Raw genomic sequence first — 26355 nt, forward strand, 5'->3', positions numbered from 1 at the left:
GACACGGGCATGATCGGCGGACGATTGGCGTGAGTGAATCTGGCGGGCCGGACGTGACACAGGAGTTGCGACTGCCCTGGGACGACGATCCCGAGGATCTGTACGAACACGCGCCGTGCGGCTACCTCACGACGCTCCCGGACGGCACCATCGTCCGGGTCAACGAGACCTTCCTGACCTGGACGGGGTATGCCCGTACCGATCTGATCGGTCACAAACGGTTCCGTGACCTGCTCACGCCGGGTGACCAGATCTACCACGAGACGCACTACGCGCCGTTGCTGACGATGCAGGGCGAGGTGCACGAGATCGCGCTCGACGTGGTCCGCGCCGACCGGAGCCGGGTGCCCACCCTGGTCAACTCGGTGCTGGAGCGCAGCGCCACCGGCACGCCCCGGATCATCCGCACGATGGTCTTCAACGCCACCGAGCGGCGCGGCTACGAGCGGGAGCTGCTGAGCGCCCGCCGCGCCGCGGAGTCCTCCGAGCAGCGGGTACGGGTGCTCCAGCAGATAGTGGCCGATCTGGCGGCGGCGCCCACCGAGGCCGAGGTGGCGGAAGCCGTGATCCGCGCGCCGGAACCCGCGTTCCAGGCCACCAGCAGCAGCATCTTCCTGGTCGACCCGGAGCGGGACGAGCTGATCGCGGTCTCCTCGACCGACCCGACCACCGGCAACTGGGACGACATGCCCCGCTCGTCGACCCGGGCGGTCGCCGAGGTGGCCCGGCGCGGCGACCTGCACGTGATCGCCACGGTGGCCGAGGCCGAGGCGCACTTCCCGGATCTGGCCGAGTCGATGCGCCGCTCCGAGCGCAAGACGGTGGTGCTGCTGCCGCTCACCACCGGGCCGGCCGACGACCACGGCGCCGCGTCGGTGCTGGGTGTGCTGGCGTTCAGTTTCCGTGAGGAGCGCGTGCTCACCGACGGTGAGCTGAGGGTGATCCGTCTGCTCGGACAGCAGGCGGGACAGGCGCTGGACCGCGCCCGGCTGTACGACGAGGGACGCCGCCGCGAGGACCGGTCCTCCTTCCTGGCCCGCACCACCCGGGCGCTGGACGAGCAGCACCGCCTGTTGCAGCGGGCCCGCCGTCTGGTCGAGCGGGTGGTGCCGGAGATCGCCGACTGGGCGCTGGTCCGCCTCCAGGTGGGCCCGGCCGGCCTGGTCGAGTACCACGGCGGCCCCGCCCCCGATCCGGAGCTGCTGGACGCCCGGGTCGCCGAGGCGGTCGAGACCTGCGCGCCGGTCTACGCCGACGACGGTGACGGACTGGGCTGCACCGTGCTGCCGCTGACCGTCCGCGGCCGGGTGATCGGCACCCTGGCCCTGCGGATGGCCCCGGACCGGCGCGGCGCCGGGGCGGACCGGCTCTTCCTGGTCGATCTGGCCGACCGGGCCGCCCTGGCGCTGGAGAACGCCCGGCTCTACGAGCAGGAGCGGGCCATCGCCCGGACGTTGCAGCGCAGCCTGCTCGCCGCGGACGTGCCGGGCGCCGACTCCCGGTTCGCGCTGGAGACCCACTACCAGGCCGCCGCGCAGGACCTGGAGGTCGGCGGCGACTGGTACGACGCCTTCCTGATCACCGCGAACAAGCTGGCCGTGGTGGTCGGCGACGTGGTCGGCCGGGGCATCGACGCGGCCACCACGATGGGTCAGCTGCGCAGCGCGATCCGGGCGCTGGCCACCGCCGAGAACGGCCCGGCCCGGCTGCTGGAAGGGCTGGACCGGTTCTGCGAGCGGGTCGAGTCGGCGCGGATGGCGACCGTCGTCTACGCCGAGATCGACCTGGTCGGCAACGAACTGGCGTACGCCACGGCCGGTCACCTGCCGCTGCTGTTGCACGAGCCGGCCGGCTCGCCGCAGTACCTCATGCGGGCCCGTTCGGCGCCGCTCGGCTCCCGGGCCGGCGACCGGCGCCGGGTCGAGGACCGGATCCGGCTGACCGGCGGGAGCCGTCTGCTGCTCTACACCGACGGGCTCATCGAGCGCCGGGGCCGCGGACTCGACCGGGGTTTCGAGATCCTCGCCCGGGAGTTCTCCCGGATGCGGGACGCCCCGCTCAAGGGCCTGACCGCCGGGCTGGCCGACATCCTGGTCGGCCGCGACCACAGCGACGACGTCTGCATGCTCTGCGTCTCCCTCGGCACCGACGAGCGGCTGGAGCGCTCGATCGGCGCCGACCCGGTCCAGATCTCCCTGCTCCGCGCGGACATGCGGGGCTGGATGGCGGGCCACGGCGTCGACCCGGACTGTCTGAACGCGGTCCTGCTGGCCTGTTCCGAGGCGGTGGCGAACGCGATCGAGCACGGCTACCAGGACGACCCGTTCGGGATGGTGGACGTGTCCGCCACGATCAGCGCCGACGCCGTGGAGATCCGGGTCAGCGACCACGGCACCTGGCGCGGGCCGGGCGCCGACCTGGCCCGGGGCCGGGGCCTGCAACTGATCTACGAGTCGATGGACGACGTGAGCTTCGACCAGGACCAGGGGACGACGGTGACCATGCGACGGCATCGGAACGCGCCATGACGGACCAGTGGGTGAGCTTCTCCCGGCGGGGTGCCGCCGAACTGGTCCACCTCAAGGGTGAGATCGACCTGGCCAACGCCAACGACATCGGCCGGGCCATCGTCGCCCGGACCACCGGGGCCGACGCCGTGCTGATCGACCTGACCGCGGTCTCCTTCCTGGACAGCGCCGGGGTCCGGTTGCTCGACTTCATCGTGGGTGACCTGGATGATCGGAGGAAGCCGGTTCGTCTGGTCGTCGGCGAGCGTGGGGCCGCACGGATGACGTTGCAGCTCTGTTCGTTCCGCGATGACCTGCTGGCCACCGATCTGGACCGGGCGGCGGCGGAACTGGACCGATAGCCTCCATCGGCCTCGCGTACCCTGGACACCCATGAGCGTGAGTTCCGTCTTCCCGCAGCTCGAGCAGCTGCTGCCCCGGGTCAGCAAACCGATCCAGTACGTGGGCGGCGAGCTCGGCGCCGTCGTCAAGGACTGGGACGCCACCACGGTCCGGTGGGCGCTGATGTATCCGGACGCGTACGAGGTCGGCCTCCCCAACCAGGGTGTGCAGATCCTCTACGAGGTGCTCAACGAGCAGGAGGACGTGCTCGCCGAGCGCACCTACGCGGTCTGGCCCGACCTCGAGGCGCTGATGAAGGAGAACGGCGTCCCGCAGTTCACCGTCGACGCGCACCGCCCGGTGAAGGCGTTCGACGTGTTCGGCCTGTCGTTCGCCACCGAGCTCGGCTACACCAACATGCTGAGCGCCCTGGACCTGGCCGGCATCCCGCTGGACAGCGCCGACCGGGACGAGAGCCACCCGATCGTGCTGGCCGGCGGCCATGCCAGCTTCAACCCGGAGCCGATCGCCGACTTCATCGACGCCGCCGTGCTCGGTGACGGCGAGGAGGCGGTCCTGGAGATCACCGGGATCATCCGGGACTGGAAGGCGGAGGGCTGCCCGGGTGGCCGGGACGAGCTGCTGCTGCGCCTGGCCCGCACCGAGAGCATCTACGTGCCCCGGTTCTACGACGTCGACTACCTGCCCGACGGCCGGATCCAGCGGGTCGTGCCGAACCGGCCGGACGTGCCGTTCCGCGTCGCCAAGCGGACCACCATGGATCTGGACGCGTGGCCGTACCCGAAGAAGCCGCTCGTCCCGCTCGCCGAGACGGTCCACGAGCGCTACGCCGTGGAGATCTTCCGGGGTTGCACCCGGGGCTGCCGGTTCTGCCAGGCCGGCATGATCACCCGCCCGGTGCGGGAGCGGTCGATCACCACGGTCGGGCAGATGGTCAAGGAGGGCCTGGAGTTCTCCGGCTTCAACGAGGTCGGCCTGCTCTCGCTGTCCAGCGCCGACCACTCCGAGATCGGTGACATGTGCTCCGGCCTGGCCGAGCAGTACGCGGACACCAACGTCTCGCTGTCGCTGCCGTCCACCCGGGTCGACGCGTTCAACATCGACCTGGCCCAGGAGCTGTCCCGCAACGGACGGCGTACCGGCCTCACCTTCGCGCCGGAGGGCGGCTCGGAGCGGATCCGCAAGGTCATCAACAAGATGGTGACCAAGGAAGACCTGATCCGTACGGTCGTGACGGCGTACTCGAACGGCTGGCGCCAGGTGAAGCTGTACTTCATGTGCGGCCTGCCCACCGAGACCGACGAGGACGTCCTCGAGATCGCGCACATGGCCCACGAGGTGATCCGGGCCGGCCGCGAGGCCGCCGGCACCAAGGACATCCGCTGCACCGTGTCGATCGGCGGTTTCGTGCCGAAGCCGCACACCCCGTTCCAGTGGGCCCCGATGGAGCGTCCCGAGGTCATCGACGCCCGCCTCCGGCTGCTCAAGCAGGAGATCAACAGTGACCGTTCGCTGGGCCGGGCGATCGGTTTCCGCTACCACGACGGTGAGCCGTCGCTGATCGAGGGCCTGCTGTCCCGCGGTGACCGCCGGGTCGGCAAGGTCGTCCGCCGGGTCTGGGAGAAGGGCGGCCGCTTCGACGGCTGGTCCGAGCACTTCTCGTACGCCCGGTGGGTCGAGGCCTGCGACGAGGTCCTGCCCGAGATGGGCGTGGACCTGGACTGGTTCACCACCCGCGAGCGTGAGGAGCTGGAGGTCCTGCCCTGGGACCACCTCGACTCCGGCCTCGACAAGGACTGGCTCTGGCAGGACTGGCAGGACTCCCTCAGCGAGTACGAGCAGGACGACTGCCGCTGGACCCCCTGCTTCGACTGCGGCGTCTGCCCGGCGATGGACACCGAGATCCAGATCGGCCCCACCGGCAAGAAGCTGCTTCCTCTGACACCCGTGAACAATCTGCGGGTCCCCGCTTAGGAGATTTCCGATTCCCCCGAAGAACCAACCCGTCGGCGGCCAGGCGCCGGTCGTCCAGCGGATCCGCCTGCGGTACGCGAAGCGCGGTCCGCTGCGCTTCACCTCGCACCGCGACTTCGCCCGAGCGTTCGAGCGGGCGCTGCGCCGTGCCGCCGTACCGATCGCCTATTCGCAGGGCTTCACCCCACACCCCAAGATCTCGTACGCGAGCGCCGCGCCCACCGGCGTCGGCAGCGAGGCGGAGTATCTGGAGATAGGCCTGCAGGCGCCGGTCGACCCGGAGCAGTTGCGCGCCGCACTGGACGCCGCGCTCTCCCCGGGCCTGGACGTCCTGGAGGCGGTGATCGCCGGCGAGGGCAGCCTGGCCGACCGGATCGACGCGTCCCGCTGGCAACTGGAACTGCCGGAGGTCGATCCCGCGGACGCCGAGAAGGCGGTCACCGCGTTCCTCGATTCCGCGGAAGTCCTGGTGGAACGCATGACCAAACAGGGTCGCCGCACCTTCGACGCCCGGGCCGCGGTGACCCGTTGTGCGGTGGCCGGGGAGCCGGACCTACCTTCCGGGGCCGTTGGCGTACGGTGTGCGATAATCGACCTTGTCGTACGGCAGGTGACGCCCGCCGTGCGACCCGATGACGTCCTCTCCGGCCTGCGCGTGGTGGCCGGCCTGGAGCCGCCGGTGCCCCCGCGGGTTACCCGGCTGGCCCAGGGCACACTCACCGCGCAGGGGGAGATCGTCGATCCGTTGGACGCGGATCGCGGGGACGTCGGCATCGGAGGACGCTAGCCGCGAACCGGCCGGCGTTCGCTGAACGTTTTTCAACGTGGCGAGGGCGGCAGCACCCGGCGCCGGCCAACGGCCCGGCGGTCTTCGGCCCGCTGCCAGGTTGAAAAAGGTTCACTTGGCAGACTTCGGCAAGCCCGTCCCCAATCGGCCGGGCCCGAAAAACTTTGCAGCGATCCTGCGTGGCAGCGCTCACCCGCGCCCGGGGTCGCCGAGAACTGGAGAGCGCCCCATGCTCGATAACGAGCCCCCAGTCAACCTGGGAGATCAGGGCGGCGAACGGGACGGAGCAGTGACTCCTCCCGGAGATACCGCCGCAGGCACCACCCCGGCACGCCGGACGCGGGCCCCGCGTCGCAAGGCGGCGGCACCTCCGCCGGAGGCCGCCGAGCCGGACAGCGCCGCCGAGCCCGGTGCGGAGGCCGAGACCCCGGCTCCCGCTCCGGTGAAGAAGGCCACCCGGAGCCGTAAGAAGGCCGCGGCGCCGGTCGCTGACGAACCGGCCGCCGACGAACCGGTCGCCGAGACTCCGCCGCCGGTGAAGAAGGCCACCCGGGCCCGGCGCAAGAAGGCCGAGGAGCAGCCCGCTCCCGCGGCCCCGGTCGCCGAGGTCGCCGAGATCCCGGTCGCCGCCGCCGAGGACGAGGACGAGACCGCCGAGGACGAGGCCGCCCTCATCGAGGACGCCGCCGTGGAGGCCGCCGCCGCGGCCCGCGCGGCCGGCGTACCGGTCGTCGGGGTCCTGCCGCTCGACGACGACTTCGTCGAGGAGAAGCCGGCCCGGCCCGCCCGGTCCCGCCGGGCCGCGCTGCCGCCCGCCGTGCTCTTCATGCCGCCCGAGGCCGCCGAGGCCGAGCCCGCACCGGTGAGCCGTCGCCGTCGCGGCGCCGCCGAGCCGCCGGTGGCCGTCGAGGCCCCGGCCGCCGAGGTCGCCGAGACGGCCGAGGAGGAGACCGGAGAGGCCGCCGAGGCCCCGCGCCGTGGCCGGCGCCGCCGTCGTGGCGCGGCCGAGGAGCCCACCGAGGTCACCGCCACCGAGACCGAGCCGGTCACCGACGAGGTGGACGAGGTCGACGAGAGCGCCGACGACGTCGAGGACGGCGCCGACGAGGACGAGGACGAGGACGGCGGCACCCGCCGTCGCCGCCGCCGGGGCCGTCGTGGCCGCGGCCGGGGCAAGGGCCCGTCCGACGAGGCCGACGAGACCGACACCGAGGACGGCGACGCCGAGGAGGGCGCCGAGGCCTCCGCCGAGGACGGCGAGGAGGACGAGGAGTCCGAGGACGGCGAGGGCGACGGGGTCACCCGCCGCCGGCGCCGGCGGCGGCGCAAGGGTTCCAGCGGTGACGGCGAGACCGGCGGCATCGAGGACGGCGTGCACACCGTGGTCCGGGTGCGCGAGCCCCGGCGTACCGACGAGGTGCAGGGCGTCTCCGGCTCGACCCGGCTCGAGGCCAAGCGCCAGCGCCGCCGGGACGGCCGGGAGCAGCGCCGTACCCGTCCGCCGATCCTGAGCGAGTCCGAGTTCCTGGCCCGCCGCGAGGCGGTGGACCGGGTCATGGTGGTCCGGCAGAAGCAGGACCGTACCCAGATCGCGGTCCTCGAGGACGGCATCCTGGTCGAGCACTACGTGGCCCGCGCCACCTCCGGCACCATGGTCGGCAACGTCTACCTCGGCAAGGTGCAGAACGTGCTGCCGAGCATGGAGGCCGCGTTCGTCGACGTGGGCCGCGGACGCAACGCCGTGCTCTACGCCGGTGAGGTCAACTGGGACGCCACCGGCCTGGAGGGGCGGGCCCGCTCGATCGAGCAGGCGCTGCGTTCCGGCGACTCGGTGCTGGTGCAGGTGACCAAGGACCCGATCGGTCACAAGGGCGCCCGGCTGACCAGCCACATCGCGCTCTCCGGCCGGCACCTGGTCTACGTGCCCAACGGCAACGCGTCGGGCATCAGCCGCAAGCTGCCGGACACCGAGCGCAAGCGGCTCCGCGACGTCCTGAAGAAGCTGGTCCCGGACGGCGCGGGCGTGATCGTCCGGACCGCGGCCGAGGGCGCCAGCGAGGACGAGCTGGCCCGCGACGTGAAGCGGCTCCAGGCGCAGTGGGAGGACATCCAGGCCCGGGCCGCCGAGGGCAACGCGCCGCGCGCCCTCTCCGAGGAGCCGGACCTGGTCATCCGGGTGGTCCGGGACCTCTTCAACGAGGACTTCCGCGAGCTCGTGGTGCAGGGCGAGCAGGCGTACGCCGAGGTGGAGAACTACCTCGACTCGGTCTCGCCGGACCTGGTGGAGCGCCTGCGCCGGCACACCGGTGTGGCGGACGTCTTCGCCGAGTGGCGCATCGACGAGCAGATCCTCAAGGGCCTGGACCGCAAGGTCTTCCTCCCGTCCGGTGGTCACCTGGTGATCGACCGGACCGAGGCGATGACCGTGGTCGACGTCAACACCGGCAAGTACACCGGCGCGGGCGGCAACCTGGAGGAGACGGTCACCCGCAACAACCTGGAGGCGGCCGAGGAGATCGTGCGCCAGCTGCGGCTGCGTGACCTCGGTGGCATCGTGGTGATCGACTTCATCGACATGGTGCTGGAGAGCAACCGCGAGCTGGTGCTGCGGCGGCTCACCGAGTGCCTGGGCCGGGACCGGACCAAGCATCAGGTAACCGAGATCACCTCGCTGGGTCTCGTGCAGATGACCCGCAAGCGGATCGGCGCGGGCCTGCTGGAGGCGTTCAGCGAGAACTGTGACCACTGCAAGGGTCGCGGCCTGATCATCCACCAGGAGCCGGTGCCGGAGAAACGGTCCAACGGCGGCGGTGGCGGTGGCGGTGCCTCCCAGGTGAAGGCGGTCGCCGCGGCGGTGCGTACCGAAGCACCGGCCCCGCAGCAGCCGTCCTCCCGGCAGCGGCGCCGCCGCGGTGGTGGCGACAGCGCCCCGGTCGAGCCGGTGGAGCAGGTCGAGGCCGTCGAGCCGGTGACTCCGGTGGAGCCGGCCGAGGAGCTGGTGACGCCGGTGGAGGAGCCGCCGGCCGTCGCCGAGCCGGCCGAGGAGCCCGGTCCGGTCGCGGAGGTGGCCGAGGTGCCGCCGGCCGCCCCGGTGGCGGGTTCCGGCATCGTCCGGCGCGCGCAGCCGGCGCTGACCACCTCGGACGGCGACGACGACTACGACATCAGTGGTTACGACCTGTCCCGGTACGACGCGCCGGAGACCAACGGGCACGCGGGCGAGGCCGAGCCGATGCGGCTGGCCGGGGCCGACGACCCGGACGCGGCGGAGGACTCCGACGACGACGAGGACGAGGACGTGGTGGGCGCCGGCACGGGCACCCGCCGACGGTCCCGGCGTGGTGGCACACGGCGCCGTACCCGCCCCTGAGCGGCTGAAACCCGGCCCGGTAGCGATCTGTAAAGAAAGCTAACTACCGGGCCGGGTTTTCCGTTACCCTCGGCGGGATCGATCCCCGTCCCCCGAGGAGACCGGCGCCCATGCGTACCCCTGCTCTCGCCTCCGTGGCGCTCGCCGCGATCCTGCTGGCCGGCTGCTCCGGCGGCGACCCCGCGCCCACGGCCGCCGGGCCGACCCCGGCCGTGGCCGGGTCGGCGGCCGCCACCACCGAGAAGCCCACCGACACCGCGCTCGCCGCGGACACCGAGGCCATCTGCGCCCAGGCGAGCCGGACCAGCACGAGTTTCGGCACCACCTTCGCCGAGGACCACCAGCTGCTGACCAAGGCCGCCGCCGAGGGCGCCGAGGCGAAGGCCAAGGCTCAGGAGAAGATCACCCGGGACGTGCAGAACTTCTCCTTCGCCCTGCTCGACATGTCGAAGCTCGCCTCGGACGCGGAGCTCAAGAAGGCGCTCGCCGCCATGGGCGCGCAGATCGCCGCCCTGAAGGGTGACGTGGCCAAGATCGATGACAAGAAGCTGGCCGCCCTGCACGCCACGCTGGACAAGGCCTGCGGCCGAGGGTAGAGCCCGGTTTGGGCCTCGGCCCGGCTATGAAGTAGTCTTGCCGACGGCGCCTTTTCGGCGCTAGTTCCGTGCGCGCCTCCAAGCGCTTGCCGGAGCCTCTCAGCAACATCCGCCAGCAGCCCTACGGCTGCGTAAGTCTCAGGGAGTCCGCGTCCCATGTACGCGATCGTCAAGACCGGCGGCAAGCAGTACAAGGTTGCCGAGGGCGACGTGATCGAGGTCGAGAAGCTCGCGGGTCAGCCCGGCGACGCCCTGACCCTCGCCGCGGTCCTCCTCGTCGACGGTGACAACCTGGTGACCGAAGCGGCCAAGCTTGCCAACGTTACGGTGTCCGGCGAGATCGCCGAGCACACCAAGGGTCCGAAGATCCGGATCCACAAGTTCAAGAACAAGACCGGATACCACAAGCGCCAGGGGCATCGTCAGCCGCTGACCCGCGTCAAGGTGACCGGCATCAAGACCGGGAAGTAGGCGCGCCATGGCTCACAAAAAGGGTGCATCCAGCTCGCGTAACGGCCGTGAGTCCGCCGCTCAGCGACTGGGTGTGAAGCGGTTCGGTGGCCAGCTGGTCAACGCCGGCGAGATCCTGATCCGCCAGCGGGGCACGAAGTTCCACCCGGGCGACCTGGTCGGCCGTGGCGGCGACGACACGCTGTTCGCGCTCGCCGCCGGCAACGTCCAGTTCGGCACCACGCGTGGTCGCAAGACCGTCAGCATCGTGCCGGTCGCGGAGTAGTTTTTCTCTACAGCGGGCCGTGGACCCTCGGGTCCGCGGCCCGCTGTCGTTTTTCAACCCGGCGGCTGGTTCTCAGCCAGCAGTAGTAGGAGTCGCAAAGTGACCACGTTCGTCGACCGGGTAGTGCTGCACCTGCAGGCGGGTGACGGCGGGCACGGCTGTGTCTCCGTACACCGGGAGAAGTTCAAGCCGCTCGGTGGGCCGGACGGCGGCAACGGCGGGCACGGCGGCAGCATCACCCTGGTGGTGGACCCGCAGCAGCACACCCTGCTGGACTTCCACTTCCACCCGCACATCAAGGCCAACAACGGTGGCGGCGGCGCCGGGTCGAACCGGGACGGCGCGACCGGCAGGGACCTGATCCTCAAGGTGCCGGACGGCACGGTCGTGCAGACCGAGGACGGCGAGGTGCTGGCCGACCTGATCGGGGCCGGCACCGAGTTCACCGTGGCCCGCGGGGGCCGGGGCGGCCGCGGCAACGCCTCGCTGGCCAACACCCGGCGCAAGGTGCCCGGTTTCGCCGAGTTGGGCGAGCCCGGCGACCGGCTGGACGTGGTCCTGGAGCTGAAGAGCGTCGCCGACGTCGGCCTGGTGGGTTTCCCGTCGGCTGGCAAGTCGTCGCTGATCTCGGTGATGTCCGCGGCCAAGCCGAAGATCGCCGACTACCCGTTCACCACCCTGGTGCCGAACCTGGGTGTGGTGCAGGCCGGTGACGAGACCTACACCATCGCCGACGTGCCCGGCCTGATCCCGGGCGCGGCCACCGGCAAGGGCCTGGGCATGCAGTTCCTGCGGCACATCGAGCGGACCTCGGTGCTGGTGCACGTGCTGGACGCGGCGGCGCCGGAGATCGAGCGGGACCCGCTGGCCGACCTGGACGCGATCGAGGCCGAGCTGTCGGCGTACGGGGGGCTGGAGGACCGGCCGCGTCTCGTGGTGCTCAACAAGGTCGACATCCCGGACGGCCGGGACCTCGCCGAGATGGTCCGGCCCGACCTGGAGGCCCGCGGCTACCGGGTCTTCGAGATCAGCGCGGTCACCCGTGAGGGCCTGCGCGAGTTCAGCTTCGCCCTGGCCAAGCTGGTCGCCGAGAACCGCGCGGCCAAGCCGGTCGAGGAGGCGACCCGGATCGTGATCCGCCCCCGGGCGGTCGACGACACCGGCTTCACCATCGAGCAGGACGAGGACGGCGTCTTCGTGATCCGCGGCGCCCAGGTGGAGCGCTGGATCAAGCAGACCAACTTCGACAACGACGAGGCCATCGGCTTCCTGGCCGACCGGCTGGAGCGGCTCGGCGTCGAGAGCGAGCTCGCCAAGAAGGGCGCCCAGGCCGGCGACCCGGTGCGCATCGGCACGCGTGAGTTCGACTGGCAGCCCAACGCCGGCGAGTACGTCTCCGGACCGCGCGGCACCGACTCCCGCTTGGAGGAACTCGACACCCGGCCGTCCGCGGCGCAGCGGCTCGCGGCCCGCAAGGCCCGCCGCGTCCGCAACGACGACGAGATTCAGCACATGGCCGCCGACGGGACGGTCAGCACGGTGGCGAACTCGCAGATGCCGGTGCTGGTCACCGACGAGGACGACGACATCGAGGGATAGTTCGGCGCGAAGATACGGCGAGGGCGCCGCCCTCGCCGTATCGACGGACCGCGGCGGGGCATGATGGTCGTCATGCCGACCCTGACCCGTGCCGAGGCCACCGACCGAGCGGCCGTCGTGGACGTCGAGGACTATCACGTCGACCTGGATCTCACCGGGGAGGGTGACACCTTCCGATCCCGTACGGTGGTCCGGTTCCGGGCCCGGCCGGGCGCCGCCACGTTCCTGGAGTTCGAGCCGGTCGAGGTCGCGTCGATGACGCTGAACGGCGCGCCGGTGCCGGCCGGGGCGTCCACCGGCGTCCGGCTGGAGCTGACCGGCCTGGCCGAGGAGAACGAGCTGGTCGTCGACGCCCTGATGCGGTATTCGAACGACGGCGAGGGCCTGCACCGGTACACCGACCCGGCCGACGGTCGCACCTACCTCTACCAGCACCTGTTCATCAACAACGCGGGCCGGGTGCTGCCCAGCTTCGACCAGCCCGACCTCAAGGCGTCGTTCCGGGTGAGCGTGACCGCCCCGGCCGACTGGGTGGTGGCCACCAACGGCATGCTGGTCTCCCGGGAGGGCGGGCGCTGGGAGTTCGCGCCCACCAAGCGGATCTCCACCTACCTGGCCAGCCTGGTCGCCGGGCCGTACCACGTGGTGACCAGCGAGCACGACGGCATCCCGCTGGCGCTCTACGCCCGCGCCGCCCTGGCCCAGCACCTGGAGGCCCAGGCGCCGGAGATCTTCCAGCTGACCCGGCAGGGCCTGGACCGGTTCCACGAGATGTTCGACATCCGCTACCCGTTCGGGCACTACCAGCAGGCGTTCGCGCCCGAGTTCAACTTCGGCGCCATGGAGTACCCGGGCCTGGTCGTCTTCCGGGACGAGATGATCCCGCGCTCCAAGGTCACCGACAGCGAGCGGGAGCGCCGGGCCAACATCATCGCCCATGAGATGGCCCACATGTGGTTCGGCGACCTGGTCACCATGGCCTGGTGGGACGACCTGTGGCTGAACGAGTCGTTCGCCGAGTACCTGGGCAGCCGGGTGACCGCCGAGGCGACCCGGTTCTCCGACGCGTGGACCACCTTCGCGATGCAGCGCAAGGCCTGGGGACTGCGGGCCGACCAGCGGCCCTCCACCCATCCGGTCGCCCCGTCCGAGGTCTCCGACACCGACGAGGCATTGCTCAACTTCGACGGCATCTCGTACGCGAAGGGCGCCGCCGTCCTCAAGCAGCTGGTCGCCTGGCTCGGTGACGAGGCCTTCCTGACCGGGCTGAACGCGCATTTCGAGGCGCACGCGTACGGCAACGCCACCCTGGCCGACCTGCTCGGCGCGCTGTCCAAGGCGTCCGGCCGGGACCTGTCCGGCTGGGCCGAGGTGTGGCTGCGCCGGGCCCAGGTCAACACGCTGCGAGCCGAGGTGACCCGGGACGGCGCGAACTACGCCGAGGTGGCCGTGGCGCAGACCGCCCCCGAGGGCTACCCGACCCTGCGCCCGCACCGGATCGGCGTCGGCCTGTACGACCGGGTGCCCGGCGGAGGCGTGGTCCGCCGCAAGCGCCTCGAGGTCGAGCTGGAGGCGTCCGGGCGTACCGTGCTGACCGCTCTCACCGGGGAGCCGGCGGCGGACCTGCTGCTGCTGGACGACGGCGATCTGACGTACGCGAAGATCCGTTTTGATCCGGAGTCGGCCGCCGCCGTGCCGCAGCTCCTGCCGCTGCTGGACGACTCGCTGGCCCGCGCCGTGATCTGGGCCGCCATGCTGGACGCCGTGGTGGACGGCGAGCGCCCGGTCGCCGAGCTGGTCACCCTGGTCCTGGCCGCGCTGCCGATGGAGACCGAGGTGGCCGTCGTCGAGGACGTGCTGCGCGCCACCCGGGGCCTGGTCGACCGGTACGCCACCCCGGAGACCCGCCCGGCCGCCCTGGAACTCGTCGCCCAGGCCGCCGACCGGCTGCTCGCCGCCTCGATGGGCGGCAGCTCCCGGCAGCTCGCCGCGGTCCGTGGCCTGATCGGCGCCACCGTCGACACCGCGCGGCTGCACGGCTGGCTGGCCGGCGACGGCGTGCCGGACGGCCTGACCGTCGACGCCGACCTGCGCTGGCTGATCATCTACCGGCTCTCGGTCCTCGGCGCGGCCGGCCTGGACATCATCGAGGCGGAGCGTGAGCAGGATCGCAGCGCGTCCGGTGAGCAGTGGGCCGCCCGGTGCCGGGCCGCCCGGCCGGACGCCGCGGCCAAGGAGGCCGCCTGGGCGGCGGTCATCGGCGACGGTTCGCTCTCCAACCGGCTCGCCGAGCTCACCGCGGCCGGCTTCTGGCAGCCCGAGCAGCTGGACCTGCTGGAGCCGTACGTCGAGCGGTACTTCGCCGACATGCCGGAGATGATGCGGATGCGCAGCGGGATGAGCGCCGAGCACATCGCCCTGATGGCCTACCCGACGGTCGCCGTGTCGGCGCGTACCCGGGAGTTCGCCGCCGGCCTGCTCGGCGCCGACGGCCTGAACCCGATCCTGCGCCGCGTGGTGCAGGACTCCGACGACGACATGCGGCGGGCGCTGGCCGCCCGCGGCTGACCGGATTCGGTCGACTCCACCCCCGCGGCCTCGGGGCTTTCGTAGCCTGAGGCTGCGGGGGTGAAGGCGTGGAGTGGTCCGAGGAGCTGTCCGGCGGTCTGCTGCGGGCCGCGCCGGACGCGATCCTGGTCGTCGACGAGGGCCGCATCGTGCTCGCCAACGACCGGGCCGGGCAGATGTACGGCTGGCCCGTCGAGGAACTCGTCGGCCAAACCATCGAGGTGCTGCTCACCGACCATTCCCGGGCGCTTCTCCCGGAACGGCAGCGCTTCATCGAGCACGGCCTGCCCGGCTCGACCGGCCGGGTCGTCACCACCGCCCGGCGGCGCGACGGCGGGGAGTTCCCGATCGAGGTCTCCACCGCACTCGTCGACACGGCCCAGGGCCGTGTCGCCGTCTCCGTGGTGCGCGACATCACCGAGCGGATCCGTGCCGAGGAGGAGAAGGACCGGCTCCGGGCCGAGGCGCACGCGCACCGCAGCCAGCGGCTGGAGAGCCTGGGCCAGCTGGCCGGCGGGATCGCCCACGACTTCAACAACATGCTCGGGGTGATCCTCAACTACGCCGGTTTCGTGATCGAGGAGGCCGAGTCGGCCGAACCGGACGTCGCGATGATCGCCTCCGACGCCATGCAGGTGGTCCGGGCCGGCCGACGCGGCACCGAGCTCACCCATCAGCTTCTCGCCTTCGCCCGGCGGGAGGTGGTCCGACCGCGGCCGGTCGACCTCAACGCGCTGATCACACGGGTCCGGGAGCCGCTGCGGCGGACCCTCGGCGAGCACGTCAAGCTGATCTTCCGGCCCGGCCCGGCCCTCCCGATGACCACCTGCGATCCCGGCCAGATCGAACAGATGCTGGTCAACCTGGCCCTCAACGCCCGGGACGCGATGCCTTCCGGCGGCGACCTGGTGATCGACACCGCGGCGCTCGGCGACAAGGTCCGGCTGCGGGTCTGCGACTCCGGCCGGGGCATGCCCGCCGACGTGGCGGAACGGGCCTCGAGCCGTTCTTCACCACCAAGGGCAGCGCCGAGGGCTCCGGGCTGGGCCTGGCCACCGTCTACGGCATCGTCACCCAGGCCGGCGGCGAGGTGACCCTGAACAGCGCGGTGGGAGTCGGCACCACGATCACCGTGCTGCTGCCGGCCGGGGCCACGCCGGACGCCGACGGGGGCGCCGAACGGCCGGCCGCGACCGGCGGGCGCGGGGAGACCCTGCTCGTCGTCGAGGACGAGGACGCGCTGCGCGACGTGGCCGGGCGGATCCTCACCGGCGCCGGCTACCGGGTGCTCGCGGCCGAGGGCGGCGCCCAGGCCCTGGAGCTGGCGGCCGGCCATGACGGCCGGATCGACCTGCTGGTCAGCGACGTGGTGATGCCCGGGATGCTGGGCAAGGAGCTGGCCGAGCGGCTGATCGTCGCCCGGCCGGGGACGCGGGTCCTCTACATGTCCGGCTACGCGCAGCCGGTGCTGGCCTCACAGGGCACCCTCGACCCCGGGGTGGCGCTGCTGGAGAAACCGTTCACGGCCGCCGACCTGCTCGTGGCCGTACGCCGTCGTCTCGATGGTTGATCTTTCCGGGTTATTCTTCTGCGATGTCCGGAAGACGTGTCGGCATCATGGGTGGCACCTTCGACCCGATCCATCACGGTCACCTGGTCGCCGCGAGTGAGGTGCAGGCCCGCTTCGATCTGGACGAGGTGATGTTCGTCCCCACCGGCCAGCCGTACGAGAAGGGCCGTGTCTCACCCGCCGAGGACCGCTACCTCATGACGGTCGTCGCCACCGCCTCCAACCCCCGCTTCCACGTGAGCCGCGCCGACATCGACCGGGACGGCCCCACCTACACCGTCGACACCCTGCGGGACATGCGCGCCGTCTACGGCCAGTCGGCCGAGCTGTACTTCATCACCGGGGCCGACGCGCTGGGCCGGATCATGTCGTGGAAGGACGCGCTCACCATGCTGGAGCTGGCGCACTTCATCGGCGTCACCCGGCCGGGTTTCGAGCTCTCCGGGGCCCACCTGCCGGCCGACAGCGTGACCCTGGTCGAGGTGCCGGCGATGGCCATCTCGTCCAGCGACTGCCGTAACCGGGTGGCGTCCGGCCTACCGGTCTGGTACCTGGTACCGGACGGTGTTGTGCAGTACATCAACAAGCGGGGCCTGTATCGGGACTCGGGTATTGCCAAGCCGGTGTGAGACGCTTGAAGTCCGAAAACCCGACCGAGGGGACTCTTCTTTGCCCGTCACCGAACGTGCTCTTGAACTCGCCCTGACGGCCGCTCAGGCCGCCGCGGACAAGAAGGCACACGACATCTCCGTCATCGACGTCGCCGACCAGATCTACATCACCGACGCCTTCGTCATCGCCTCGGCGTCCAACGAGCGTCAGGTGATCGCGGTCGTCGACGCCATCGAGGAAGCTCTCGTCAACCTGCCGGAGAAGGCCAAGCCGGTGCGGCGCGAGGGCCAAAACCAGGGCCGGTGGGTGCTGCTGGACTACGTCGACATCGTGGTGCACGTGCAGCACAGCGAGGAGCGCGAGTTCTACGCCCTCGACCGGCTGTGGAAGGACTGCCCGATCATCCCGTTCGTCGACCGTGACATGGTCGACGCCACGGCCGGCACCGAGGCGCCGTGACGAGGCTCATCGTCTGGCGGCACGGCAACACCGACTGGAACGCGGGCGCCCGCGTGCAGGGGCAGACCGACGTGCCGCTCAACGACCTCGGCCGGCGGCAGGCCGTCGACGCCGCCGAGCTGCTCGTCCGGACGCGCCCGGCCGCGATCGTCGCCAGCGACCTCAGCCGGGCCGCCGACACCGCGGCCGCGCTCGCCGCACTGACCGGTCTCACCATCAGCACCGACGAGCGGCTCCGCGAGCGGCACTTCGGCGAGTGGCAGGGCCTCACCATGGCCGAGGTGGCCGCCGGGCGGCCCGAGGAGCACGCCCGCTGGACCGCCGGCGAGGACGTCATCGGCGGTGGTGTGGAGACCCTCGAGGACCTCGGCAAGCGGGTCTCCGACGCGCTCCAGGACGCGGCCCGGCTGGCCCCGCCCGGTGGCACGGTGGTGGTCGCCACCCACGGCGCGGCGGCCCGGCAGGGCGTCGGCCACCTGCTCGGCTGGGGGCGCGGGCAGCTGCGCACCCTTCGGGCCCTGCAGAACTGTCACTGGGTGGAGCTGACCCACGACAGCGCGCGGGGATGGCAGATGGCGGCGTACAACGTGGGCGTCCTCGCCGAGCGGCCGGTCCCGCCGCCGGTCTGAGGGAACCGGCCGATGTCCGGTAACGTCTCACCACCATGCTGATCCGTAAAACCGTCGTCCCCGTCGCGCTGCTCCTGGCGCTCTCCGCCGGTTGCGCGAACAACAACGCCCCCATCGACGCCGGCGGCGCCCCCGAGCCCGCGCCGGTCACCTCCAGCGCCGCCGCGCCCTCGGCACCCGCCGGCTCGACCACCCTCACCGGGACCGTGACCGCCGGCGTCGAGCCGAACTGCCTGCTCCTCAAGGACGGCGCCGGCGACCACCTGCTCGTCTTCGACGACCAGAAACTGCAGGCCACGGTGCAGGTCGGCGCCGAGGTCACGGTGGTCGGCAAGGCCGATCCAGGGATGATGACCACCTGCATGCAGGGTGAGCCGTTCCTGGTCTCCTCGGTGGCCGGCAGCTGACGTCCCCCTGAATCAAGTACCTTGCCTGCATGACCATCGCGGTCGTGACCGACTCCACCGCGTACCTGCCGGCTGAACTCGACGGCATGTACGACCTGACCATCGTGCCGCTCACCGTCGTGATCAACGGCTGGGGCGGCCTGGAGGGCATCGAGGTCTCGCCGGCCGAGGTGGCCCGGGCGCTCACCGCGCGCCGGGCCGCCGTCAGCACCTCACGGCCGGCGCCCTCAGCCTTCACCGAGGTGTACCGTCGCCTGCTCGACGAGGGCGCCGACGGCGTCGTCTCGGTGCACATCTCGGCCAAGCTGTCCGGCACCTACGAGGCCGCGCAGCTCGCCGCCGCCGAGATCGGCTCCCGCGTCAAGGTGGTCGACAGCGGGACCGCGGCCATGGGGCTCGGCTTCCCGGCGCTGGCCGCCGCGGAGGCCGCCCGCAAGGGCCACGACCTGGACGCGGTCTGGCAGGCGGCCACCGACCACGCGGCCCGGGTCACCACCCTCTTCTACGTCGACACGCTCGAGTTCCTCCGCCGCGGGGGCCGGATCGGCGCCGCGTCGGCCCTGCTCGGCACGGCCCTGTCGGTGAAGCCGATCCTGCACGTCGACGAGGGCGCGGTCGTGGTCCGTGACAAGGTCCGCACCGCCGGGCGGGCCCTCACCCGCCTGGTCGACCTGGCTGTCGAGGCGGCCGGCGACGGCGAGGCCGACGTCGCGGTCCATCACCTGGGCACGCCGGACCGGGCGGCCGCGCTGGTCGGCGACCTGAGCGCCCGCCTCGGCGACCGGCTGCGGGACTGTTACCTCACCGAGGTGGGCGCGGTCGTCGCCGCCCACACCGGTCCGGGGCTGGCCGGCGTGGTGGTCCACCAGCGCGCCTGACCCCGCGCTGGTCCGTCAGCCCGGGAAACGTTCCCAGGAGGAGGCCAGCCAGCGGGCCGGGGTGTGCTCGCCGGCGGTCAGGTGCGGAGCCAGGGCGGACCAGGGCAGGACGCGGTCGCCCAGCTGGACCTCGTCGGCCTCGGGAAGCAACGTGGGGGTGTCGCGGGGCCAGACCGCGCGGGTGCGCCAGCCCTCCGTGGCGGAGCCCAGCAACTCGATGGCTGCCGACGGCAGGTCCGGATCGGGCGGTTGGTGGGTGTACTCGTGCACGGCCAGCAGGCGCTCGGCGCGACGGACCGGCTGGTACAGGGGATGGTCCGGGGCCGCCGGGTAGGGGATGGTGCAGCCGCGGTCGTCGCTCGTGTAGGCCATCGGGCTCAGCGCGTGCGGGGAGGTCACGAAGATCGTCTCCGCCTCGGCGAAGAGGGCCGGCAGGTGGGGCCCGCCGTCGGCGGTGACCAGGAGGGTGCCGCGCTCCGGGGCGAAGGCGACCGGGGCGCCGCCGACCTGGTCGGCCAGGTGCGCCAGCCAGCCGTCCAGCAGCAGGTGGGACGTCCAGTAGGCGTTGCCGTCGTCGACGAACCGGACCACCACCGGGCCGGCGGCCACGCCCCGCAGGACCGCGCCGGTCAGGTTGCCGCGGGCGGTCGCGAAGATCCGTTCGGTGCGGACTCCCCAGGTCTTCGACTGGGCCGGGGTGACGTAGGTCATCGTGTCGGGCTGGTCGACCACCACGAACTCGGAGAGGAACGGCAGCACCGGCCGACGCAGCGGAGCGCCCGGAGCGGCGCCGCGGAGCACCGGGCGCAACAGCGGGGCGGCGTCCGGCCACGTGGCCGGGACGGGTTGCAGACCGGCGACCAGGGCGTCCAGCTGCGCCCGGTCGTTCAGCAGCGGATCGAGACGCAGGATGGTCGGCTCGGTGTCACCCGGAGCGGTGAACCGCACCTCGAACGGTGTGGCGTGATAGCGGGCGTCCTGAACACCGGCACGGCGCAGCCGCCGGACGACCTTGGCGGCCAGACGGGCGCGGGCGATCCTGCGGAACAGGCCCACGGAGTCCCTCTTCTTACGTCAGCGGTTGGCGCGACACGATCGCGCGGGCGTCGAGATCATCGTCGGTGGTGACGGTGGGCGTCAATCCGTTCCCGCGGGCCGCCGCGAGCGCCGCCGCGGTCTGCGCCTCGGTGATCTCGGAGATCAGCAGGCCGCCCGGGGCCAGCCAGCCGGCCGCCCCGGCGGTGACCGCGCGGAACACGGCCAGGCCGTCGTCGCCGCCGTCCAGCGCCGTACGCGGTTCGTGATCCCGGGCCTCGGCGGGCAGGAACGGCAGGTGGCGGGTCGCGACGTAGGGCACGTTGGCCAGCAGGAGGGTGACCCGGCCGCGCAGCTCCGGCGGCAGGGCGCCGAACAGATCGCCCTGATGGACGGCGTGACCCGGCAGGTTGTCCCGGGCGCACGCCACGGCGACCGGATCCACGTCGGCGGCGTGCAGGACGATCCCCGGAATCCGGTGATGGACGGCCAGGCCCAGGGCGCCGGAGCCGCAGCACAGGTCGACGACCACGTCACCCGGACGGACCGCGGCGGCGCCGAGACGGACCAGCAGCTCGCTGCGGACCCGGGGCACGAAGACCCCCGGCCGGAGGCGTACGCGGACGCCGCAGAAGTCGGCGTGGCCGACCACCTGCTCCAGGGGCTCACCGGCGGCGCGCCGCTCGACCAGCGCGGCCAGGTGGTCGGCGGAGGTCGCGGCACCGCTCAGCACCTCCGCCTCCTCCTCGGCGAACACGCAGCCGGCGGCACGCAGCCGGACGATCGCGGCGGCCCGGGCATCTGTCACACGCAGTCCTCAGCACGAATCGGAAGGCATCGGGCGGTTGTCCACAATGCCGCGTCATCCACAAGGCCTCGGGCGGGGGAACGCCGATCGCTCCTACGGTCGGGCCGTGCGAGAGGCGAAGGATAGCGGTGACGTCGTGGGGGCGCGGCTGCGGGCCGTGCTCGACGGGGGCGCGGCGCCGGCGGACGGGCCGCTGGAGTGGACGGACATCATCCCCGCCTGGTCGGCGGAGGAGGACGATGTCTCCCCTTTAGAGAGCCGTTCCGCCGGCGGTTCGCCGGGTGGGGACGCTCCGCCCGCCGCCGGCTCGGGCGCCTTGCCGGGTGAGGGCGCGTTCGGGGGTGGCCGCCGGCGGTGGCTGCACGCCCTCGATCCGGGGCGTCCCGGGGTGCGGGCGCTCGGCGCGGTGGCACTGACGGTCGTGCTGATCGCGGCGTTCGTGGCGTGGCGGGCCCGGCCGCGGGTCGATCCGGTCGAGCCGTCGCCGGTGGTCGTGGAGGCGGTCCCGTCGGAGCCGTCCCGGCCCGGCGCCTCCGCCGGCGAGGTGGTGGTGGCGGTGGGCGGCAAGGTCCGGCGGCCGGGCCTGGTGCGGCTCAGCCCGGGCGCCCGGGTCGCCGACGCGCTGGCCGCCGCGGGCGGGGCCGACCCGGGCGTGGACGTGGCGATGCTCAACCTCGCGCGGAGGGTCGCCGACGGCGAGTTGATCATGGTGGGGGTCACGCCGCCACCGGGCGCCGTGCCGGCCGCCGGGCCGTCGGCTCCGGCCGGTACGGGACAGCTGGTGAACCTGAACGCCGCCACCCTCGCCGATCTGGACGGGTTGCCCGGCGTCGGGCCGGTGCTGGCGCAGCGGATCCTGGACGCCCGCGAGGCGCAGGGCGGGTTCCGGGCGGTCAGCGATCTGCGGAAGGTGGACGGCATCGGGCAGGCCCGCTTCGAGCAGCTGAAAGACCTGGTGACGGTCTGATGAGCGAGGCAGTCCCGGATCTGCGGCTGGCCGGTTTCACGGTCGGGCTGTGGCTCGCGGCGCTGGGCGCCCTGCACCTCTCCGCCGGGTGGGGGATGGTGGCCGGGGCGGGTGGCCTGGGGTGCGCGGCGGTTCTCGCCGGGGCGCTCCGGTCCGTCGCCGTGGTGCGCTGGATCGGTGTGGCGGTGGCGCTCGGAGCCGGGTGCGGAGCGGTCGCCACGGCGGCGCGGATGTCGGTGCGGGAGGCGCCGGCGCTGTCCGTGCTCGTCGAGTCCGGCGCGACGGTCCGCGCCGCCCTCGTGGTGCGCGACGATCCCCGGCTCCTGACCGGGACGGCCGGGCCGCCGACGTTCGTGGTGGCGGTCGCCCTCGAGTCGGTGACCGCGGAGGACGCGCCGCCGGTCCGGCTCTCCGCGCGGGCCCTGGTGCTCGGCGCCGATCCGGGCTGGCGGGGGCTGCTGCCCGGGCAGCGGGTCACGGTGACCGGCCGCCTCCTGCCGCCCCGGCCCGGGGACCTGCGGGCCGCGGTGCTCTCGGCACGGACCCCGCCGGTGCCGCGGGGGCGGCCGTCGTGGGCGCAGCGCGGCGCCGGTGTGCTGCGGGCCGGGCTCCAGCGGGCCTGTGAGCCGCTGCCGGACGACTCCGGTGGCCTGCTGCCGGGTCTGGTGGTGGGCGACACCAGCCGGCTGGACCCGGCGCTGGAGGAGGACTTCCGGGCCACCGGGCTCACGCACCTGACGGCTGTCTCGGGGACGAACGTGGCGATCGTGCTGGGTGTCGTGCTGTTCGTGGTGCGCCGGTTCCCGGCCGGGCCGGTCGTCTGCGCGGTGCTGTGCGCGGTCGCGCTGGCCGGGTTCGTGATCCTGGCCCGGCCGTCACCAAGCGTGATCCGGGCCGGTGCGATGGGCGCCATCGGGCTGCTGGGCCTGGCCGGCGGGCGGCCACGGGCGGCGGTGCCCGCGCTGGCCGCCGGGGCCGCGGCGCTGCTGATCGCCGATCCGGAGCTGGCCGCCGATCCGGGGTTCGCGCTGTCGGTGCTCGCCACGGCCGGGTTGCTGCTGCTCGCGCCGGTGTGGCGGGACGGGCTGCGGCGGGCCGGATGCCCCGCCGGGGTGGCGGAGGCGCTGGCCGTGCCGGCCGCCGCGCAGGTGGCCTGCGGGCCGGTGGTGGCGGCCATCTCCGGCACGGTCAGCCTCATCTCGGTACCGGCGAATCTGGTCGTGGTCCCGGCGATCGCCCCCGCCACGCTGCTCGGCGTGAGCGCGGCGGTGCTCTCGCCGGTCTGGCCGGCGGCCGCCGAGTTCACCGCATGGCTCGGGCACTGGCCGGCGGAGTGGCTGGTGCTCGTCGCGCACATCGGCGCGCGGGTGCCGGCGGGCGCGCTGCCCTGGCCGGACGGCGCGGCCGGCGGGCTCCTGCTGGCCGGGCTGACGGTGGCCGTGCTGTTCGCCGCCCGCCGGGCGATCGTGCGGCGGCTGGCGACCGTGGTGGCGCTCGGTGTGGTTCTCGGCGCGCTGCCGGTGCGGTTGCTGTCCCCGGGGTGGCCGCCGCCGGGGTGGTTCGTGGTGGCGTGCGCGGTCGGGCAGGGAGACGCCGTGGTGCTGGCCGCCGGGGCGGGGCGGGCCGTGGTGGTGGACGCCGGGCCCGAACCGAACGCGGTGGACCGGTGCCTGCGGCGGCTCGGTGTGCGGGAGGTGGCGGTTTTGGTGGTCAGCCACTTCCACGTCGACCACATCGGCGGCGTCGAGGGAGTGTTCCGGGGCCGGCGGGTGGGTGCGGTGATCGGGCCCGCCTGGCCGGAGCCGGCGAGCGGGCGGGCCGCGGTGGAGAAGGCCGCCGCGCAGGCCGGCGTCGCGGTGGGGGTGGCCGCTGCCGGGTGGGCCTATGCGGTCGGTGGGCTGCGGCTGGAGGCGCTCGGGCCGATCACTGTGATGCGGGGCACCAACTCGGATCCGAACAACAACTCGCTGATCCTGCGAGCCTGGGCCGACGGGCGGTCGGTGCTGCTGCTCGGCGACGCGGAGACCGAGGAACAGGAGGATCTCGTCGCGGGCCTGGGGACGGCCGGGCTCCGGGCCGACGTGCTCAAGGTGGCTCACCACGGGAGCTCCTTGCAGGCGACGGCGCTGCTGGACGCCGTGCGCCCGGCGGTGGCGCTGGTCTCGGTCGGGCGGGACAACGACTACGGCCATCCCAACGCCGGGGTGATCGGGCGGATCGCGCGGGGTGGGGCGCGGGTCCTGCGTACCGATGAGTCGGGGGACGTGGCCGCGGTGGTCGTGGAGGGGCGGCTGGCGGTGGCGGTGAGGGGTGATCCGCCGTCGTGACGTCGGCGGTTCGGGTGGCCCGGCACGTCCGAGCCGTCGTGACGTGGTCGGTGGGGGCGGGGCGGCGCGTCCGAGCCGTCGGTTCCTCGTGGCCGGGTGGTGCGACACGCCCGAGGGGAGTGGTGGGAGGGTGGGATTTGTGCTTGATAAAGCTCTATAAGGACTAAAGGTGCAAAACGGTGTGGCAATGCGTTCGTCCTGAGCAGGCGACTCTGCGGACGGGGCGACATGCCAGCCTGCCGATATGTCTGGTTTCGCGTTCGGTGATCGGCGTCCTGCGCTAACGAGTGAGGCTCGCGGACTTGTCGCTGCCCCGTGCGACGATGTTGCGCGTGAATGCCGCGCCGCCTCCCTCATTGTTGCTCGTCCAAGGCGATGAGGAGCTGCTCGCCGCCCGTGCCGTCGCTGAGGCCGTCGAGGCGGCCCGGGCCGCTGACCCCGGCGCGGACGTTCGGGAGTTCGAGGCCGGGTCGCTGGTCGCCGGTGAGGTCGCCGAGATCCTCAGCCCGTCGCTGTTCGGCGGCCGCCGGGTCCTGGTGATCCGGAGCGGTCAGGACGCGCGCAAGGATCTGACCACCGCCCTGCTCGCCTACGCGAAGAACCCCGACCCCGACGTGACACTGATCGTCACCCATGTGGGCGGAGCCAAGGGCAAGGCGTTCGCTGACGGGTTGCGCGCCGCCGGCGCGACCGTGGTGCCCGTGATGAAGCTGAAGAAGGACTCGGAGCGGATCGCGTTCGTGCGCAACGAGTTCCGCCGCCACGGGGCCCGCTGTGACGACACCGCGGCCTCCGCGCTGCTCCAGGCGGTCGGCAACGACCTGCGCGAGATCGCGGCGGCCTGCTCCCAGCTGCTCGCCGACACCGACGGGAAGATCACCGAGGCGGTGGTGGCCCGCTACTACAAGGGGCGTGCCGAGGTGACCGGGTTCGCGGTGGCCGACGCCGCCATGGTCGGGGACCTTCCCGGTGCGCTCGAGGCGCTGCGCTGGGCGCTGCACGTCGGGGTCGACCCGGTGCCGATCGCCGACGCGCTCGCCGACGGAGTGCGGACCGTGGCACGGGTCGCGTCGGCGGGGCGGGGGAATCCGTACCAGCTGGCCGGCACGCTCGGCATGCCGGCCTGGAAGATCGAGAAGGCCCAGGGGCGCAGCCGCGGCTGGACCCCGGAAGGGCTGGCCGACGCCATGCGCGCGGCCGCCGAGTGCAACGCCGCCGTCAAGGGCGGCGCCGAGGACCGGGGCTACGCCCTGGAGCAGACCGTCTTCGCGATCGCGGCCGCCCGCCGGGACGGAGGAAACCGATGACCCGGACCATTCGCTCCCGCCGCGCCGACGAGGCGAACCGGCCGCTGTACGCCCGGGCGCTGCGGCTCCGCCGTCTCGCGCCCAGCGGGCTGCTCTGCTTCGTCTTCCTCGAGGGCGCGGTCGTCCTCGGCATCCTCCTCGCGCTCGCCGAGCTGGTCAGCTGGTGGGGAGTGCTCGTCCTGCCGATCACCGTGGCGCTGATGGTGAAGTTCAACGACCTGGTCGCGGGCGTGATCACGCCACGGCCGGTGGCCACCGAGACCGCGACGGCGCGGGTGTCCGTGCTGCGCCCGGCCGCCATGACGGAGCCGGGGCTCACGTCCTCGGAGGAGGAGGGGCTGTCGGCGTACCGGTCGGTCAGTGGATCGCCGGATGACTTCGGCACCCCGCGCTACGCGCCGGAGCGGAAGACCGCCGGGTACGGACCGGCGGCGCTGTCCGAGTCGCTCGGGGACGGGTTTCCGACGGAGGACCTGCCCGGTGTGCCGGCGGTGGGATATCCCGGCACGTATTCCCGCGGCCCCGCCTACGGTGACGGCGGCGGCAACCACAACGCCGGGCCGGGGCACGGTGGGGGCGGTCCCGCTGGTGAGCCGCTTCATGCCCAGCCGGCGGTGACGCCCGCGACCGGGGGCGGCTCGGCCACCCCGGACCCGGCGGAGGACGCCCGTCCCGCGGGGAAGGGCGCGCCGATCCGCCGGCCGTGGGCCGACCGGCTGGACGTGCGGCAGCAGATGGCTCGTCAGGCGGCGGCTCGCCGCTACGAGTGAGGCGACGGCGCGAGTCTCGCGGTGTGACGGATCCGTCTGCCCACGACAGCCGGTGCGAGGCCGGCGATCCAGCGGCCGGAGGCTTG

General features: G+C 72.9%; 22 protein-coding genes and 1 pseudogene. 21 read left to right on the top strand and 2 right to left on the bottom strand.

The window, feature by feature from the left end; translation table 11 throughout:
• Positions 1-29 precede the first annotated feature (29 nt).
• The 17 genes from J5X75_RS12000 to J5X75_RS12075 all read left to right on the top strand — a co-directional run bounded on the left by J5X75_RS12000 (position 30) and on the right by J5X75_RS12075 (position 19055).
• The gene (locus tag J5X75_RS12000) at positions 30-2528 is read left to right on the top strand and encodes a SpoIIE family protein phosphatase (RefSeq protein WP_307798038.1); all 2499 of its coding nucleotides are present in this window, start codon (positions 30-32) and stop codon (positions 2526-2528) included.
• On the top strand, positions 2525-2869 hold the full coding sequence (locus tag J5X75_RS12005; RefSeq protein ID WP_208467440.1) for an STAS domain-containing protein: 345 nt from the start codon (positions 2525-2527) through the stop codon (positions 2867-2869). Before J5X75_RS12000 ends, J5X75_RS12005 begins: the two co-directional genes overlap by 4 nt.
• Before the next feature lie 31 nt (positions 2870-2900).
• Positions 2901-4844, top strand: coding sequence for a TIGR03960 family B12-binding radical SAM protein (locus J5X75_RS12010; protein ID WP_208467441.1), 1944 nt, complete (start codon positions 2901-2903; stop codon positions 4842-4844).
• 67 nt (positions 4845-4911) lie between these two features.
• The gene (locus tag J5X75_RS12015) at positions 4912-5631 is read left to right on the top strand and encodes a TIGR03936 family radical SAM-associated protein (protein ID WP_208467680.1); all 720 of its coding nucleotides are present in this window, start codon (positions 4912-4914) and stop codon (positions 5629-5631) included.
• A 229-nt stretch (positions 5632-5860) separates the two neighbouring features.
• Positions 5861-9001, top strand: coding sequence for an Rne/Rng family ribonuclease (locus J5X75_RS12020; protein ID WP_208467442.1), 3141 nt, complete (start codon positions 5861-5863; stop codon positions 8999-9001).
• Positions 9002-9111: 110 nt separating this feature from the next.
• A complete protein-coding gene (locus tag J5X75_RS12025; RefSeq protein ID WP_208467443.1) occupies positions 9112-9597 on the top strand; it encodes a hypothetical protein in 486 nt (161 codons plus the stop codon).
• A gap of 156 nt (positions 9598-9753) precedes the next feature.
• Positions 9754-10068, top strand: a complete 315-nt coding sequence (rplU, locus tag J5X75_RS12030; RefSeq protein WP_093621557.1) for a 50S ribosomal protein L21 — start codon at positions 9754-9756, stop codon at positions 10066-10068.
• 7 nt (positions 10069-10075) lie between these two features.
• A complete protein-coding gene (rpmA, locus tag J5X75_RS12035) occupies positions 10076-10333 on the top strand; it encodes a 50S ribosomal protein L27 (protein ID WP_208467444.1) in 258 nt (85 codons plus the stop codon).
• Between the two features lie 99 nt (positions 10334-10432).
• Positions 10433-11932 (top strand): GTPase ObgE, encoded by a 1500-nt coding sequence (gene obgE / locus J5X75_RS12040; protein ID WP_208467445.1) that lies wholly within the window; start codon positions 10433-10435, stop codon positions 11930-11932.
• 72 nt (positions 11933-12004) lie between these two features.
• Entirely contained in the window at positions 12005-14500 is a 2496-nt protein-coding gene (gene pepN / locus J5X75_RS12045) for an aminopeptidase N (RefSeq protein ID WP_208467446.1), read from the top strand.
• A 68-nt stretch (positions 14501-14568) separates the two neighbouring features.
• On the top strand, positions 14569-15594 hold the full coding sequence (locus J5X75_RS44180; RefSeq protein WP_307798039.1) for a two-component system sensor histidine kinase NtrB: 1026 nt from the start codon (positions 14569-14571) through the stop codon (positions 15592-15594).
• Positions 15549-16070 carry a response regulator gene (locus J5X75_RS44185; protein ID WP_372450874.1) on the top strand — a complete coding sequence of 174 codons (522 nt, stop codon included), beginning with the start codon at positions 15549-15551 and terminating at the stop codon, positions 16068-16070. Before J5X75_RS44180 ends, J5X75_RS44185 begins: the two co-directional genes overlap by 46 nt.
• A gap of 23 nt (positions 16071-16093) precedes the next feature.
• On the top strand, positions 16094-16699 hold the full coding sequence (gene nadD / locus J5X75_RS12055; protein ID WP_188121413.1) for a nicotinate-nucleotide adenylyltransferase: 606 nt from the start codon (positions 16094-16096) through the stop codon (positions 16697-16699).
• 40 nt (positions 16700-16739) lie between these two features.
• Positions 16740-17141 carry a ribosome silencing factor gene (gene rsfS / locus J5X75_RS12060; RefSeq protein ID WP_208467447.1) on the top strand — a complete coding sequence of 134 codons (402 nt, stop codon included), beginning with the start codon at positions 16740-16742 and terminating at the stop codon, positions 17139-17141.
• The gene (locus tag J5X75_RS12065; RefSeq protein WP_208467448.1) at positions 17138-17770 is read left to right on the top strand and encodes a histidine phosphatase family protein; all 633 of its coding nucleotides are present in this window, start codon (positions 17138-17140) and stop codon (positions 17768-17770) included. The genes rsfS and J5X75_RS12065 overlap by 4 nt, the downstream gene beginning before the upstream one ends.
• Before the next feature lie 35 nt (positions 17771-17805).
• Positions 17806-18177 (top strand): hypothetical protein, encoded by a 372-nt coding sequence (locus J5X75_RS12070; protein ID WP_208467449.1) that lies wholly within the window; start codon positions 17806-17808, stop codon positions 18175-18177.
• A 29-nt stretch (positions 18178-18206) separates the two neighbouring features.
• The gene (locus J5X75_RS12075) at positions 18207-19055 is read left to right on the top strand and encodes a DegV family protein (protein ID WP_208467450.1); all 849 of its coding nucleotides are present in this window, start codon (positions 18207-18209) and stop codon (positions 19053-19055) included.
• Positions 19056-19070: 15 nt separating this feature from the next.
• Here J5X75_RS12075 and J5X75_RS12080 read toward each other — a convergent pair whose 3' ends face one another.
• Positions 19071-20111 (bottom strand): hypothetical protein, encoded by a 1041-nt coding sequence (locus J5X75_RS12080; RefSeq protein WP_208467451.1) that lies wholly within the window; start codon positions 20109-20111, stop codon positions 19071-19073.
• Positions 20112-20124: 13 nt separating this feature from the next.
• Positions 20125-20904 carry a putative protein N(5)-glutamine methyltransferase gene (locus tag J5X75_RS12085; RefSeq protein WP_208467681.1) on the bottom strand — a complete coding sequence of 260 codons (780 nt, stop codon included), beginning with the start codon at positions 20902-20904 and terminating at the stop codon, positions 20125-20127.
• A gap of 100 nt (positions 20905-21004) precedes the next feature.
• Between J5X75_RS12085 and J5X75_RS12090 the strand changes: the two genes are divergently transcribed.
• The 4 genes and pseudogenes from J5X75_RS12090 to J5X75_RS12105 all read left to right on the top strand — a co-directional run.
• Positions 21005-21865: a ComEA family DNA-binding protein gene (locus J5X75_RS12090; RefSeq protein ID WP_307798042.1), complete on the top strand. Its 861-nt coding sequence runs from the start codon at positions 21005-21007 to the stop codon at positions 21863-21865.
• Entirely contained in the window at positions 21865-24192 is a 2328-nt protein-coding gene (locus J5X75_RS12095) for a ComEC/Rec2 family competence protein (protein ID WP_208467453.1), read from the top strand. Before J5X75_RS12090 ends, J5X75_RS12095 begins: the two co-directional genes overlap by 1 nt.
• Before the next feature lie 323 nt (positions 24193-24515).
• Positions 24516-25499 carry a DNA polymerase III subunit delta gene (gene holA / locus J5X75_RS12100; RefSeq protein ID WP_208467454.1) on the top strand — a complete coding sequence of 328 codons (984 nt, stop codon included), beginning with the start codon at positions 24516-24518 and terminating at the stop codon, positions 25497-25499.
• Positions 25496-25726 (top strand): annotated as a pseudogene (locus J5X75_RS12105) (hypothetical protein); the annotation flags it as partial. The gene holA and the pseudogene J5X75_RS12105, both read left to right, overlap by 4 nt.
• Positions 25727-26355: the final 629 nt, after the last annotated feature.

It is taken from the genome of Actinoplanes flavus (genome assembly GCF_017592555.1).
Lineage (GTDB): Bacteria > Actinomycetota > Actinomycetes > Mycobacteriales > Micromonosporaceae > Actinoplanes > Actinoplanes flavus.